General features: G+C 35.2%; 14 protein-coding genes. 4 read left to right on the top strand and 10 right to left on the bottom strand.

The genetic code is table 11. From position 1 onward, the window contains the following. Window positions 1-167 precede the first annotated feature (167 nt). Window positions 168-1,172 (bottom strand): phytase, encoded by a 1,005-nt coding sequence (locus tag Q0983_RS12050; protein WP_299553405.1) that lies wholly within the window; start codon window positions 1,170-1,172, stop codon window positions 168-170. Window positions 1,173-1,192: 20 nt separating this feature from the next. Beyond that, complete coding sequence (locus tag Q0983_RS12045; RefSeq protein WP_299553402.1) at window positions 1,193-3,967, bottom strand: TonB-dependent receptor; 2,775 nt, start codon at window positions 3,965-3,967, stop codon at window positions 1,193-1,195. Between the two features lie 284 nt (window positions 3,968-4,251). On the opposite strand from Q0983_RS12045, the gene Q0983_RS12040 reads away from it, so the two are divergent. After that, on the top strand, window positions 4,252-5,025 hold the full coding sequence (locus Q0983_RS12040) for a T9SS type A sorting domain-containing protein (protein ID WP_299553399.1): 774 nt from the start codon (window positions 4,252-4,254) through the stop codon (window positions 5,023-5,025). A 105-nt stretch (window positions 5,026-5,130) separates the two neighbouring features. On the opposite strand, the gene rpmA is transcribed toward Q0983_RS12040, so the two are convergent. The 4 genes from rpmA to Q0983_RS12020 form a co-directional block, all read right to left on the bottom strand. After that, entirely contained in the window at window positions 5,131-5,391 is a 261-nt protein-coding gene (gene rpmA / locus Q0983_RS12035) for a 50S ribosomal protein L27 (protein WP_299553396.1), read from the bottom strand. Between the two features lie 58 nt (window positions 5,392-5,449). After that, window positions 5,450-5,971 carry a 50S ribosomal protein L21 gene (gene rplU / locus Q0983_RS12030; protein WP_299553393.1) on the bottom strand — a complete coding sequence of 174 codons (522 nt, stop codon included), beginning with the start codon at window positions 5,969-5,971 and terminating at the stop codon, window positions 5,450-5,452. A 97-nt stretch (window positions 5,972-6,068) separates the two neighbouring features. Further along, entirely contained in the window at window positions 6,069-6,521 is a 453-nt protein-coding gene (locus Q0983_RS12025; RefSeq protein ID WP_299553390.1) for a DUF4199 domain-containing protein, read from the bottom strand. A 181-nt stretch (window positions 6,522-6,702) separates the two neighbouring features. Continuing rightward, window positions 6,703-7,581 (bottom strand): EamA family transporter, encoded by an 879-nt coding sequence (locus Q0983_RS12020; protein WP_299553387.1) that lies wholly within the window; start codon window positions 7,579-7,581, stop codon window positions 6,703-6,705. A 160-nt stretch (window positions 7,582-7,741) separates the two neighbouring features. Between Q0983_RS12020 and Q0983_RS12015 the strand changes: the two genes are divergently transcribed. Then, window positions 7,742-8,131: a heavy metal-associated domain-containing protein gene (locus tag Q0983_RS12015; RefSeq protein WP_299553384.1), complete on the top strand. Its 390-nt coding sequence runs from the start codon at window positions 7,742-7,744 to the stop codon at window positions 8,129-8,131. Window positions 8,132-8,240: 109 nt separating this feature from the next. Here the strand turns inward: Q0983_RS12015 and gldD are convergent, their stop codons facing one another. The 4 genes from gldD to mutY form a co-directional block, all read right to left on the bottom strand. Then, window positions 8,241-8,798, bottom strand: coding sequence for a gliding motility lipoprotein GldD (gene gldD / locus Q0983_RS12010; RefSeq protein WP_299553381.1), 558 nt, complete (start codon window positions 8,796-8,798; stop codon window positions 8,241-8,243). Window positions 8,799-8,902: 104 nt separating this feature from the next. Further along, the gene (locus Q0983_RS12005) at window positions 8,903-10,207 is read right to left on the bottom strand and encodes a gliding motility-associated protein GldE (RefSeq protein ID WP_299553377.1); all 1,305 of its coding nucleotides are present in this window, start codon (window positions 10,205-10,207) and stop codon (window positions 8,903-8,905) included. A 114-nt stretch (window positions 10,208-10,321) separates the two neighbouring features. Further along, window positions 10,322-10,771 (bottom strand): single-stranded DNA-binding protein, encoded by a 450-nt coding sequence (ssb, locus tag Q0983_RS12000; RefSeq protein ID WP_299553374.1) that lies wholly within the window; start codon window positions 10,769-10,771, stop codon window positions 10,322-10,324. Between the two features lie 82 nt (window positions 10,772-10,853). Further along, window positions 10,854-11,894, bottom strand: a complete 1,041-nt coding sequence (gene mutY, locus Q0983_RS11995; RefSeq protein WP_299553370.1) for an A/G-specific adenine glycosylase — start codon at window positions 11,892-11,894, stop codon at window positions 10,854-10,856. A gap of 142 nt (window positions 11,895-12,036) precedes the next feature. Between mutY and Q0983_RS11990 the strand changes: the two genes are divergently transcribed. Together Q0983_RS11990 and Q0983_RS11985 are read left to right on the top strand one after the other, a co-directional pair. Then, the gene (locus tag Q0983_RS11990; RefSeq protein ID WP_076698473.1) at window positions 12,037-12,327 is read left to right on the top strand and encodes an HU family DNA-binding protein; all 291 of its coding nucleotides are present in this window, start codon (window positions 12,037-12,039) and stop codon (window positions 12,325-12,327) included. 524 nt (window positions 12,328-12,851) lie between these two features. Beyond that, the gene (locus tag Q0983_RS11985; RefSeq protein WP_299553360.1) at window positions 12,852-14,396 is read left to right on the top strand and encodes a ribonuclease E/G; all 1,545 of its coding nucleotides are present in this window, start codon (window positions 12,852-12,854) and stop codon (window positions 14,394-14,396) included. The last annotated feature ends 5 nt before the right edge of the window (window positions 14,397-14,401 follow it).

Below are 14,401 nucleotides of genomic sequence, written 5' to 3'. Positions count from 1 at the left end.
TGCTGAACTTGCCTGTGCTGAATTTAGTTCAGTATTTCAGCATCTCATAACACATAATCCCAGACAAAACTACTTGTCTGGGATTTTTTTGTTTCATTAATTCCAATCAATATAAAAAGCCCTTTTCTGTAACAGAAAAGGGCTTCGGATTATTACAAAATAACAAATTACTCTTGTAAACTCAATTTCTTTAAATCATGAAAAAAGAAGGTCTTATCATCATTCATACTCACAAATAAACCGCTGGGAAACTTATCTCCTAAAGCTGCAGTAGTCACTTCGCAACCATCTGTTTCAGTGGTTCCGAGATTAATTTCTTTTATAAAAGCGTTCGTTTTTAAATCGAAAATATTAAAAGTGCCTACTTGTTGATTAGACACAATCAAGAACGATTCTTTTGGATAATGCGCAATGGCGATACCCTCAATATCATCTTTGAAATAGTCCCCGCCAAAACAATAAATCTCTTTATCCCCTTTTGAAGGTTCCGCATGATATTTTCGGATACAATGCCCTTCATCGGAATAATAAACAATGCCTTTTTTATCATCTACGGCAATGGCTTCAATTTCTTTTTTACCACTAAACTCCCCGAACTTTCTAACCAATTTGGCATGAACTCCTAAACTATCAGAAATAAATTCATATTGATGCAAATACCCTTCTTTCGGGCCTGTTTTTCTACCAACAACAGCATAAAGCTTATTGGATTCCGATGACCTATACAAAGCGATTCCCATTGGCAAATTTGCTTCGGGCAGCGTTGCATCTATGAAAACCGGAAAGCCTCCATGGTCTAATGGCTTCATATCAGGAACCGAGAACAGCCTGATTTGTTTGCGCTCTCTTTCGGTAAATGCTATCACATCTATTTGTGTAGAATCATTTAACTGAAAACCATATTCTAAATCTACATTATTAGGGCGCTTTAACCCTCTGATGGTTTTGTCTTCAATGATCTTTCCGTCTAAATCAAAAGCGTAAATAGCGCCTTCGGTATTTTTATCGGTACCAAAAACGATGCTTTTTGAAGCATCGTTTTTGTTTACCCATATAGCAGGATCGTCGGTATCATGCAATGTCTTTTCCGTAATAACATCCGGTGCAATTACAGGCAACTTTTTCCCGCATGAAGCCAATAGCAATCCAACTATAATGACATATTTATTCATTATAAGATTTCTTATGCTTCTTATTTAAATAAATCATATTTCAATCCAAACGTAACACGTCTTCCGTAGTACTCAGCCTGCATAGTTCTGGCTCTTACCCCCTGGTAATAACGCAAAGGCTGGTCTGTAATATTATTTAAATCGAAATAAATCCGTAAGGTATCATTGAAAGCATATGACGCATTAAAATCCAATAAGAATTGCTCATCGTAATACCTGTCTTCCCATCTATTCCCACCAACTTCATCAACGTAAGCATCAGAGAAGTTAGCTGACAAACGTAAGTTTAATTTTTTTCCGTTGTAAGCAACAGATCCATTAAACATGTTAGGCGCTGTACCTGGTAAGTCTACATCTGTTCTTTCTTCACCGTCACCATTTCTAATACCATTGGCATCAGAAGTTAAATAGGTATAGTTCGCCATAACGTTAAAGTTTTTAAGGAACCCTGGCAAGAAATCCAATTGGCGTTGGAAAGACACCTCTGCTCCTGTGATCGTAGCGTCATCTCCATTCTGAGGTTGGAAAGCATCAAACCCGGTTCCCGGATCCGTATATTGGAAGGTATAAATAAAATCCGAAATATTCTTATGGAATACCCCACCGGAAATAATCCCAACATTTTTAAAGTAATGCTCAGCCATTAAGTCAAAATTCATAGACTTGGTTGCATCTAATTCCGGATTTCCTAAAACGATCTCTTCATCATCATTAATTACATCTATACTTGGCACCACATCTATATAATTTGGCCTGGCTAAGGTGTTTGTCCAGGCAAAACGTAAAACCGTGTTGTCAGTTACGTTATACTTTAAATGTAAACCAGGTAAAATGTTTACATAATCTTTTTCCTCTGTAATAGTACCGATTACATCTTCTTCATCTTCAATCTGGTTACCGGTAGCTTCCGTCTTTGTACTTTCTACTCTTACACCGGCTAAAACACTAAACTTATCAGATAACTTTTGGTCTACCATAGCGTAAGCAGCATAAACTGTTTCCTTTACATTAAAGTTAGCTCTAACGAACTCATCCGGAACAGACTCCGCTTCAAACAATCCCGAATTTTGTAAATCCAGGGTTCCTAAATATTCAGGATCCACAAAAACACCTGCTGCATATTGACTACCAGCTAAATAATCCGGGTTTGTTTTATCTACCAATGGTAACCCGCTAAAGTTGTCAAAAATGCTGCTTCCCGGTGCATACTCAAAGAAGTTATTATCTCTTACCTTTTCCTTAAGTTTCGCTCTGGCTCCAAATTTTAAAGAACCTCCGGTACCAACCAGATCTACAGGTAATTTAAAGTTAGCGAAAAAGTTAAAATCTTCTTCTTCCGTATACTGGTTCTCTTCAGTGATTTCTCTTAAGCTGTAATTACTTAAACCTACATCGCTCGAATTAACAGGAGAGATTACCGGAAACTCTGTATCAGATATGTCAATATTAAAAGGAATTGGGTCTCCTCCGGATGTTTCTTCCAATTCATAAGAAATATAGCGCTCATTAAGTCTTTCTTCTGACGCTTTTGCGAAAGACGCTAACCAATCAAACTCCAATTTCCCGAATAGGTGCTCACCACCTAAGCTGTAGTTCTGCATACGCTGGTCTTCTAAACGCGTATTTTTATTTCTATCATTGTCAATACCACCTTTAGTCTGTCTTCTAATTTCACCTTGAAACCCTAATTCCGGGTTATCTTCGTCAACATACTCGATACCTCTATAACGTAATCTAAAACGATTTTCCCTGTCGTCTCTCCAGTTATACATGGTCTTAACGAATACTTTGTTATTGGCATCGAAAGCATAGTCTAAATTAACCGAAAAACTACGTCTGATACGTTGCACTAAATAGGTTCTGATATCGTGTTCATTAATGAAATCATCTTCATTGTCATCCCACTCAAATTCAATGTTATCCGACCCAAAATCTGAGTCGTTGATAGAAGCAGAAGCCATCCAACCAAATTTTCCGTTCTCAGTCCTGTCTCCAATTAAAAACGATCCGTTAACAATACGTCTGTCATTAATAGTATTAACACCGGAACCTAAAGTAGCTGCTGCTCTAAATGAGCTGGGGGATGTTCTGGTAACCAGGTTTACAGAACCTCCCAATGCATCAGCATCCATATCCGGAGTAACCGCTTTATTAACTTCAATAAGTTGGATCATATCCGATGGAATAAGATCCATTTGAACATTTCTGTTATCCCCTTCAGCAGAAGGTATACGACTTCCGTTTAAAGTAACAGAATTCAATTGTGGAGCCAGACCTCTGACTATAATGTTTCTTGCTTCCCCCTGATCTACCTGCATGGTGATGCCCGGGATACGCTTCACCACATCACCAATATTGGCATCCGGGAACTTACCAATTTGATCCGTAGAAACTACATTGGTAATGTTTTGCTTATTCTTTTGTGCATTTAATGCTTTAGCCTGTCCACCGTTATAACCATTGATTACAACACCCTCTAACTCTAAAGCCTTGGCCTTAATGGTTATAGTAACATTAGCAGTTTGACTGTCACTGACTTCCACCTGTGCTTCGGTATCCGAATAGCCTAAATATACTACTTTGATAGTTTGACTTCCCGATGGGATATTTACGAATAAAAACCTTCCATCCACATCAGAAACAACCCCTTTGCTTAAAGATTCTATCAATACATTCGCAAAAGGAACTGCAAGCCCTTTTTCGTCAATAATGGTTCCTTGAATATTTCCATTTTGAGCAAATCCGATAAATGAAAACAGTAAAGTAAAGAATAAAAATACGTAACGTTTTTTCATGATTAATTAATTGTTAGTTATTTAAGCGAAATAACAAAACCACTTTCCCATCCTCATTAATTGGGGTTTAAGATAATGTTATAAATAAGCAGGAAAATACCTCTGTTTTAAATTGGCTTAACATTAAATAAATCTTTTGAAAACATATTAATTCTAGTAGGAATGTATAATCATTTCCCAGGCGTTTTTCTCAAAACCCATTTCTAATGAAATGAAAATCATATCAGGAGTTCCAATCTCGCAACTCTGGGTACTTTTGAAATACTAACAATTAAAAATATTTTATGATGAAACAATTACTTAAACTTTTAACTTTAACAATTGCTTTGGGAACGATTAATTTTAGTTCAGGACAAATGACCGTCTCAATAAGTGGGGCAAATCAACTAAGTGAAGACGGCTTTTTTATGAATAATGGGGTGGCAGCAGATTTGATAATAGTAGTAGACAATATTCCTGACCCTTTGAGTAGTTATACAAACTCTCAAATTAGATTGATTGAAGACGGCTCTGCAAATATCACCGGTGCAGGATTGGCTACCAATTTCTTTTTTTCAATTGATCCTGCAGAAGCTGACGTATCGGGTGATCCACACTTAAATTTTATAACAACCGGATCAGGTAATAAAACAAGAACTTTTAATATAACAAGTTTAAATCAAAGCTTATCCGGTCTTCTTTCCGGAGCCGATAAGGACGTTGACTTAGTAGCCAGATTTGTTATGACAGACGCTAGTGGTACAGCTTTTACAGGCTACGATGCACTTACTAATGGTGATAACAGATATGGTTTTGTTCATGATATTACTATAAGGCAAGGTATAACATTATCCAATTCAAAATTTGACAATATCTCTAAAGGCATTTACCCAAATCCGGTTACAACTGAATTAACAATAAGTAATAGTATTAAAACCAACAGTTACGAAGTGGTTAACATGCTTGGTAAAACCGTAAAAGAAGTAAAAGCTACGGGGCGTATGGATGTATCTGATCTAACCAGTGGTATTTACTTATTAGTAACGGATTCCGGTGTAGCTAAGTTTGTGAAAAAATAATTCCTGAAACTAAATAAAATTGATAAACAAAAACCCCTTTCCAAATTGGAAAGGGGTTTTTTAACTCTTCGACCCTGCTCAGGGCCAGTATTTTAAATCTAAATCCTAAGCCTCAAAAGGGACTACAGATACATAAGATTTATTGTCTTTCTTTTTTGTGAATTTTACAATACCATCAACTTTGGCATGTAATGTATGATCTTTTGAAGAGTACACATTTTCACCCGGGTGATGTGTATTTCCTCTTTGTCTTACGATAATGTTTCCTGCAATTGCAGCCTGACCACCAAAAATCTTAACACCTAAGCGTTTCGATTCTGATTCTCTACCGTTTTTCGAACTTCCGACTCCTTTTTTATGTGCCATTTTATTTCGATTTTATATTGCCTGTCTGCCTGATGCAAGACAGGTAGATTATACTTTTTTAACTTAAAGCAGCTATTAAATCGGCTTTCTTCATTGAAGAAATTCCAGTGATACCTTTAGCTTTAGCCAATTCTTTTAATTCAGCTACAGTTAATTTACTTAAATCCTGTGTTGCTTCAGCTGGTTTAGCTTCTGCTTTTGGTGCCTCAGCTTTAGGAGCTTCTTTTTTAGGAGCTTCTTTCTTTGCCGGGGCAGCTTTTTTGGCTCCCGTAGCAGCAATGCTTTCAATTACTATTTCTGTTAATGCCTGGCGGTGACCATTTTTTACACGGTAACCCTTACGTCTTTTCTTTTTAAAGACGATTACTTTATCACCTTTTAGGTGCTTAACGACTTTAGCTCCAACCTGAGCGCCGTCTATAGCCGGGGCGCCAACAGTTACATTGTCACCATCTGCAACTAAAAGAACGTTATCGAAAGCTACTTTCTTACCTTCTTCTGTCTGTAAACGGTTAACAAAAACTTTTTGGTCTTTTTCAACTTTAAATTGATGCCCTGCTATCTCTACAATTGCGTACATAGCGTAACGTTTTTATTAATTAATTCATTAAACAAACCCCTTTGATTCCTCAAAGGCGGGTGCAAATATACTGCTAATTAATTAAACTACAAACGTTTTATGGATTTTGAGGAACATTTCTGCTGTTTTTAAAAAGCTGCATGACAGACAAGGTAGCTACTACCGTTGTTGCTAACCCCATAACAGCTACAATGAAGGTTACCATGCCAATATCCACATTAAATTTACCATTAAAAGTTTGCAATAACTCAGGTAAGAAATTTGAGTTTATTTCTGTGGAATAAAACAAAAAGAAAGCTGTGAACAGAATAGTGGCTACAAAGCCGGTAATAATACCCGTTTTAAAGCCTTCAGCATACGAAAACGAATCGGACAATTGCAATTTACTTAACCTTACGGCCTCATACACGCCAAAACCTGTAATAAGTGCATTAAAAAAACTAAATGCTGGATTTATGTGCTTATCGAACAATGACAGAATCAAAAAATATGCTACTAAAACAGCACTTGTAACGAGGCCAAATCTGATGGGAAGTGATATTTTTTTCATGTGCTAATCCTTTTTTTTTGGTTAATAATCACATGTAACCTCTGCTTATAAAATCATTAATATATCAATGGGGCTAATAATTATTCTACCGTGTCCGCTTCCTCTTTTTGAAGTTAGCATGTTCTTAAATTTCGTAAAAAAAAACGAGAATTAATAATTTAGCCCTGATTATTTCAGATGATCAGGTCCTTTTTTTATGTGCCAAATACACCCCAATGAGTATCATAATAGCTGCTATAGCCTGCAAAAAACCAAATTGCTCTCCGTCTAAAACACCCCAAAAAACAGCAACTATGGGCATTAAATAAGCTACAGAAGATGCAAAAACCGGTGTAGACACCTGCACCAATTTATTGAACAGTACCTTAGCAATAGCTGTTCCAAACAATGCTAAGAGTACCATATATAACAAAGCTGGTTTTAAATGTTCATTTGTAAGAACTTCTTCTTTAAAAAAACCGGTACAAATTAAAATCACTACCGCCGGAATTATAATAACCACAAAATTTCCAATAGCAATTGTTAAGGCGTTCACATGTTGAAGATGTTGTTTTAAAATATTAATACTGGCAGCGTACATGAACGTGGCTATTATTACCAAAGCAGCGTACAAATAATTTTGATTGGGGTTTAAAGAAGCACCATTCATAATTAACATGATGGTTCCTGCCAGTCCAATAAAAACACCCAAAACCTGTCTTTTGGTAGAGTTTATTTTAAACACAAAAAACCCAAGTACAATAGTATTCAAAGGCACCAACGAGTTTAAAATAGAAGCTATGGCACTATCTATTTCCGTTTCTGCAAAGGCAAAAAGAAATGCCGGAAAAAATGTACCCAATAATCCTGTTAGAATCATCCATTTCCAATCTCTAACGGCAATATCATGTACTTTTTTAAATCCTATGATAAAAAGAAATATACCCGTAAATATAATTCGAACCGCTCCCAGTTGCATGGGTGTTAACCCTTCTAATCCTTTTTTAATGAGTATAAATGAACTTCCCCAAATTACTGACAGTATAAACAGGTAGATCCATTTAGGATGAAGCGCCTTCATAGGTGTTTCTTTTGAAACACAAAATTCAACTTTTTTAACTTAAAAAAACAGCTTTATTTAGTAATTTTGCACAATATCAGGTGTTAATATATTCTTAAGCCCTTTGATTATTAATGCCCGTTTAATTAAATTCATTTTAATTTTAAAAGTATCTCATATAATGAACACATTAAAAAGTATTATGGCGCTTGCAATAATGGTTTTACTAACTGTTAGTTGTAAAAACGAAACCAAACCGGAAGTGAAAACGGTTGAAGTCGCTGCTGAAGCTTCAAAAACAATAGACCCAAATGCCACTTACGCAAAAGCCGAGTTTACCATTGATGGTATGACCTGTGAAATAGGTTGCGCTAAAACCATTGAAAAGAAAATAGCCAAGATGGAAGGTGTAAAATCAGCTACTGTTGATTTTGACAGAAAGTTAGCTATGGTTGAATATAATGAAGCTAAAGTAACTCCAACGTCTTTAGAAACAACCGTAACCAATGTTGCCGATATTTATAAAGTAAGTGACATGAAAACTGTTGAAGCGTTTTCAACTAAAAACTAAAAAGAATAGAAACGTATAATTCTGAATTCATTTCAGAATCTTAAAAATCACCTTTGAAATGAGAACCTGAAACAAGTTCAGGTTGACAACATGCCGTTTTATGGAAGTTTTATTTCCACCTGATGGTTTCCATAATGTGTTTAATATCTTTTTGCAAATAATTGGCTGCCGGTAAAATAGAATCGTAATTAGGTCTTGCATAAAAATATAAAGACCCTGTTAAAAAATGGTTCACACTATCGGTGACGTAAAACTGTGCCGGAGAGGCTACATTGCCTTTTACTTCCGATAACATTCCATAAACTTTTTGGCTGCTATTCTCATAGGGCGTTACCGGAATTTCATCAGCTTTTTTAGTATGCTCTAACGTAAGCTTTTGGGCATCACGTAAAAAATCTTCCAGATTCTTTTTATTACCTTCAATAGCTTTGTATGTTAAGAATATGGTACCTTTTAAGGTTTGGTATTCTATATTGATGCCATAACTTTCGGTAGAAGCCTTCATTTTTTTTGAGATGAGTTTAGTGGCCAACATATTGGTCTCAAAAGTAAAAGGCATTTCAACTTTAGCTCCAACATATTTGGCTTCCGGGTAATCCAGTCTTAAAAACGCCTTGGGTTTGGGTTTATAATCTTCACCACATGACACTAACATTAAAATGCCCATTATCGAGAACGTTTTTAACAATAAATTGAAAGTTGCCCTTAAAATCATAGTATAGTATTCAGTTTGCAGTTACAGTGATCCGTCTGTGATAAATGTGATAAAAATTAATTGATTGTAAATTTTACAAGTTTAATTCTTTTTCTATCTAAAGCTTCAATAGTAAAAACGTAATTTCTAAAATTTATTTTACTATTCAATTTTGGGAAACTCCCTGATATTTCCAGAACAAAACCTGCAATGGTTTCGGCTTCGCCTTTGTTTTCTTCAAAAAGGGCCTCATCTTCAATTTTAGTAATCTTATAAATGTCTTTTAAGGCCGTTTTACCTTCAAACACATAATTGTTAGCATCCAGCTTGGAGTATTGCAAATCTTCATCATCAAACTCATCGCTAATATCACCCACTATTTCCTCAATAATATCTTCCAAAGAAACTAACCCGGACGTTCCGCCATATTCATCAACTACAACCGCTAAATGCACTTTTTTCTCCTGGAACTCAGCCATTAAATCGTCTAACTTTTTATTCTCCGGAACAAAAAACGGTTCTTTAATTAAGTGCACCCAATCAAACTGCTTTTTATTGATATGAGGCAGTAAATCTTTCACATAAAGGATCCCTTTAATTTGATCAATATTGTCTTCGTATACCGGAATCCTGGAATATCCGTTTGAAATGATCTCAGGCATGATCTCGGCATATTTCTGATCAATATTTAACGCAAAAATATCAATGCGAGGTCTCATGACCTGTTTGGTATCAGTGTTTCCAAACGACACAATCCCCTGTAATATTTTGTGTTCTTCCGTAGTGGTGTCTTCTTCACTTGTAAGCTCTAAAGCTTGTGATAACTGATCTACACTTAAATTGGATTTTCGTCTACCCAGTTTATTATGAATGGTCAGGGTTACACTTTGCATTGGCAAACTAATTGGCGAGAAAATCACATCTAAAACCTTTAACGGATAGGCCATAAAAGACGCAAACTTAACATTATTCCTACTGGCATAGATCTTTGGCAAAATTTCACCGAACAGCAAAATAAGAAAAGTGATAACAACAACTTCAATGATAAATTTCACTCTTGGATCTGCTATGTCCGCAAACATAAAATCACCCAAATAGGCAAACAAAATAACCGTGGCAATATTTATGAAATTATTAGCTACCAAAATAGTGGCCAGTAATTTTTTAGGATGTTCCAGAAGTTTTGAAACCACTTGTATGCGTCTAGACTTTTCTTCCAAACCCACTTCAATATCGTTTTTAGTGAGCGAGAAGAGCGCCACTTCAGCTCCCGAAATAAGTGCAGAACAAACTAAAAGAAGAACCAGCAATGCAAAGCTGGAAATCATTGAAAAATCTAATGCAATGACTAAATTTAAAAAACTCGCGGGATCAGGGTCCAAATACTTTGGTTTTAGTTAAACAAAAAGTTTTTAAAAACTTTTGACGGCTTCCTGTTTTCACAGGAATGACAAATTAATGAAATCTCAACCAAAGTTGAGACGTGCTTTTTCATTTTAAAACGGAAGATCATCGTTTTCGTCTTCAATAGGTTCGCTAACCGATTGTTGTTGATTTGCAGCAGGCTGTTGCGGACTCTCAGCGGCTTGTGCATTTTGCTCACTTTCCTTTTTAGTAGTTAAAAAGGTAAAATCCGTACATTGAATTTCGGTGCTGTAACGTTCATTACCACTATCATCCTGCCACTTACGTGTTTTTAAACGTCCTTCTATATAAACCTTATCACCTTTGCTTAAATACTTTTCGCAAATTTCGGCACCTTTATTTCTAACTACTATATTGTGCCACTCGGTATTGGTAATGCGTTCATTGGTTTGCCTGTTGGTATAGGTCTCATTAGTAGCTAAAGGAAACCTGCCAACACACCCGCCACCTTCAAAATAATGCATTTTCACCTCATCTCCTAAATGCCCTATTAGCATAACTTTATTTAACGTTCCTGACATAGCTTTAATTTATTATAGATGCAAAATTACTTAATTGTAACTCTTTTTTAAAATTAATAAAAAAATATGGTTTAAGGGCTTTTTAGAAATGAAATACTTCTATAAAATTCCCAATTAAAATGGGTACTGCATAATGATATATATCGGTAACGGGAATGCCTTCAACGGGAAGTTCTTTAACTTTTACTATCCAAAACTTAACGTATAAATGCTGATGGGATAGCTTATGAACTATGTTGTCTTCATTATAAAGCGATAAATCAAACGGCACATTTTTTAATAAGTCATGCGTTACTGTTTGTCTCTTAAAAGTTTTAAAATCCACATTCGATTTTGTTTCCACTAAAGGAAACTGATACAGGTTTTGCCAAATACCTTTGCCTTCCCGTTTTTCTAAAATAGTTTTCCCATCTTCAGAAATGAAGACCAGGAAATTGAAATACTTTTTTTTGGCTTTTGCGGATTTAATTTTAACCGGTAATTCACTTATTTTATTTTTATTAAAAGCTATACACGAATCACTTAACGGGCAAACCGAACAATCCGGATTTTGAGGCCTGCATTGTACTGCTCCAAATTCCATGATGGCCTGATTAAAATTAGCGGGATGCTTTTTATCAATAAGTTCTTGAGCTAGTTGTTTAAATTCCTTGCTCCCTTTGGTGCTGTTTATAGGTGAATCTATCCCAAAATAACGTGACAATACTCGGTATACATTACCATCAACTACAGCCGTTGGTTCATTAAAACAAATGGACGCTATCGCACTGGCAGTATAATCGCCCACGCCCTTTAATTTTAATAACTCTTTATAGGTGTTTGGGAATTCACCTTCTAATGCATCCACTATATATTTTGCGGTGGCATGAAGGTTTCTGGCTCGGGAATAATACCCGAGGCCCTGCCACAATTTTAACACCTTACTTTCATCGGCTTTTGCCAGATGAAAAACCGACGGAAATGCTTTTAAAAAACTATAATAATATGGTAACCCCTGCTTAACCTGTGTTTGCTGCAAAATTATTTCGGAAAGCCAAATGTAATATGGGTCTTTTGTCTGTCTCCATGGAAGTTCACGCTTATTTATTGAATACCAGTTAATTAAGATTTTTGAAAATTGCATTGACACTTTTTCTACAAAGTGCTAAAATAAACGTTTATAATATTAAATTTTAATGAATTAGGTTTGAAATATTGAATATTAAATCCCTATATTTGCATCCCTTAAAAATATTATATAGTAATCTAAAAAATAAAAATTTAAAATGACGAAGGCTGATTTAGTAGCAAAAATTTCTGAGAAATTAGGAATTGAAAAAGGAGATGTTCAAGCGACTGTTGAATCTTTTATGGAAGAAGTAAAAACTTCATTAGAAAGTGGCGATAATGTGTATTTAAGAGGTTTTGGCAGCTTCATTATTAAAACAAGAGCAGAAAAAACCGGTAGAAACATTTCTAAGAACACTACCATTAAAATACCTGCTCATAACATTCCTGCATTTAAGCCTGCAAAAGTTTTTGTTGAAGGTGTAAAAACTAACGTGGACGTTAAGTAATAAAACATAATACTGTCCCGATAGCTATCGGGATTATTCAGTATTAAACGAATAAATTATTAATTAAAAAAATACACTATTTATGCCAAGTGGTAAAAAACGCAAGAGACATAAGGTAGCGACGCATAAGCGTAAAAAACGTAGACGCGCTAATCGTCACAAAAAGAAAAAATAAATCAAAAAAGTAGTTAGATTAACTACTTTTTTGGTTAAAAAACAAAAACGTTCTTTGAAATGAGTTCCATGTGAACTCCACGGGTAAAAATCCTGTGATGTATTGTTTAAAATTGATTTGTACTGTCATACTGAGCGCAGTCGAAGTATCCTATTTATCACAACTTAAAGTTGAACCAATAAATGCTTCATGCTCATTCAGAATGACACCTTTTTTAAACAATCAAAAAAATATTGTTTAATCCATCTGTACAATTCAGTTGGCAGTTTTCAGCCACAGTTAGCAGTTAATATACTGTAAACCGAACACTGAGACTGTAGACTAGAAGGTATGGATAAAAATTAACTACATGGATAAAGAATTGATCATCCGATCTAGTTCCGATGCTGTTGATTTTGCCTTATTAAAAGATGGAAAACTAATTGAATTACAAAAGGATGAAGACGAGAACAATTTTTCGGTTGGTGATGTGTTTATAGCCAAAATAAGAAAAACGGTTCCGGGTTTAAATGCTGCATTTGTTAATGTAGGTTATGAAAAAGATGCTTTTTTGCATTATCATGATTTAGGCCCAAAATTGCCTTCACTTTTAAAATTCTCAAAACGTGTAAGCACAGGTAAACTAAGAAATTTTTCTTTAAAGAATTTCCCATTTGAAAAAGATATTGATAAAGACGGCAAAATTGCCGATGTCTTAAAATCAAATCAATCGCTATTAGTACAAATAGTAAAAGAACCCATATCAACCAAAGGCCCGAGAATAAGCTCAGAGCTTTCTATTGCCGGTAGATATATTGTTTTAGTGCCTTTTTCTAACCGTATTTCTATTTCACAAAAAATAGAATCACGCGAAGAGAAAGACCGTCTAAAACGCCTGGTAAAAAGTATAACACCACAAGGGTTTGGCGTTATTGTACGTACGGTAGCACAAGGCAAAAAAGTAGCCGAACTAGATAAAGATTTACAGAATTTGCTTAGTCGTTGGACGGCAATGTGTAAAAAGTTACATAGAGCCCATCATCCCAGTAAAGTGTTAGGAGAAATGAATAAAGCCTCGTCTATTTTACGAGACATTTTTAACGACACTTTTACCGGAATAACAGTTGATGATGAAGAGCTTTATTACCAAGTAAAAGATTATCTGCAAGAAATTGCACCAAAGAAAGAATCAATAGTTAAATTGTATCAGTCTAAAGTTCCGATTTTTGAAAAATTCGGGATTGAAAGACAAATAAAAACCTCTTTTGGCAGAACCGTTTCTATGGCTAAAGGTGCTTATTTAGTAATAGAGCACACCGAGGCTTTACATGTTATAGATGTAAATAGCGGAAATCGTTCAAACAAAGCCAGTAACCAGGAGGATACAGCACTGGAAGTTAATTTAATAGCTGCTACAGAAATGGCGCGTCAATTACGATTACGTGATATGGGCGGTATCATAGTGGTAGATTTTATTGATATGACCAATGCCGAGAACAGGCAAAAGCTCTTTAATCATCTTCGTGAAGAAATGAAAGATGACCGGGCAAAACATAAAATATTGCCACCCAGTAAATTTGGCCTGATACAAATAACAAGACAGCGTGTACGTCCTGAAATGAATATTAAAACCCGCGAGGAAAATCCTAACGGGATTAACGGTGCCGAAATTGAAGCACCCATCGGACTCGTACAAAAAATAACGCAGGATCTTGAAGTATTGTTCAGAAAAGACTATAAAAAGGTGACCTTAAACACACATCCTTTTATAGCAGCCTTTTTAACCAAAGGTTTTCCATCTATACGTTCAAAATGGTTTTTTGAACATAAAAAATGGGTTAAAATTTTACCAAGAGATGCTTACACATATTTAGAATATCATTTTTTCGATAAAGATGGTAATCAAATTAAATAACTTAA

Origin of the sequence: Seonamhaeicola sp. (genome assembly GCF_028281565.1) — a bacterium.
GTDB lineage: Bacteria > Bacteroidota > Bacteroidia > Flavobacteriales > Flavobacteriaceae > Seonamhaeicola.
This window is presented reverse-complemented; position numbering and strand designations above follow the sequence as displayed.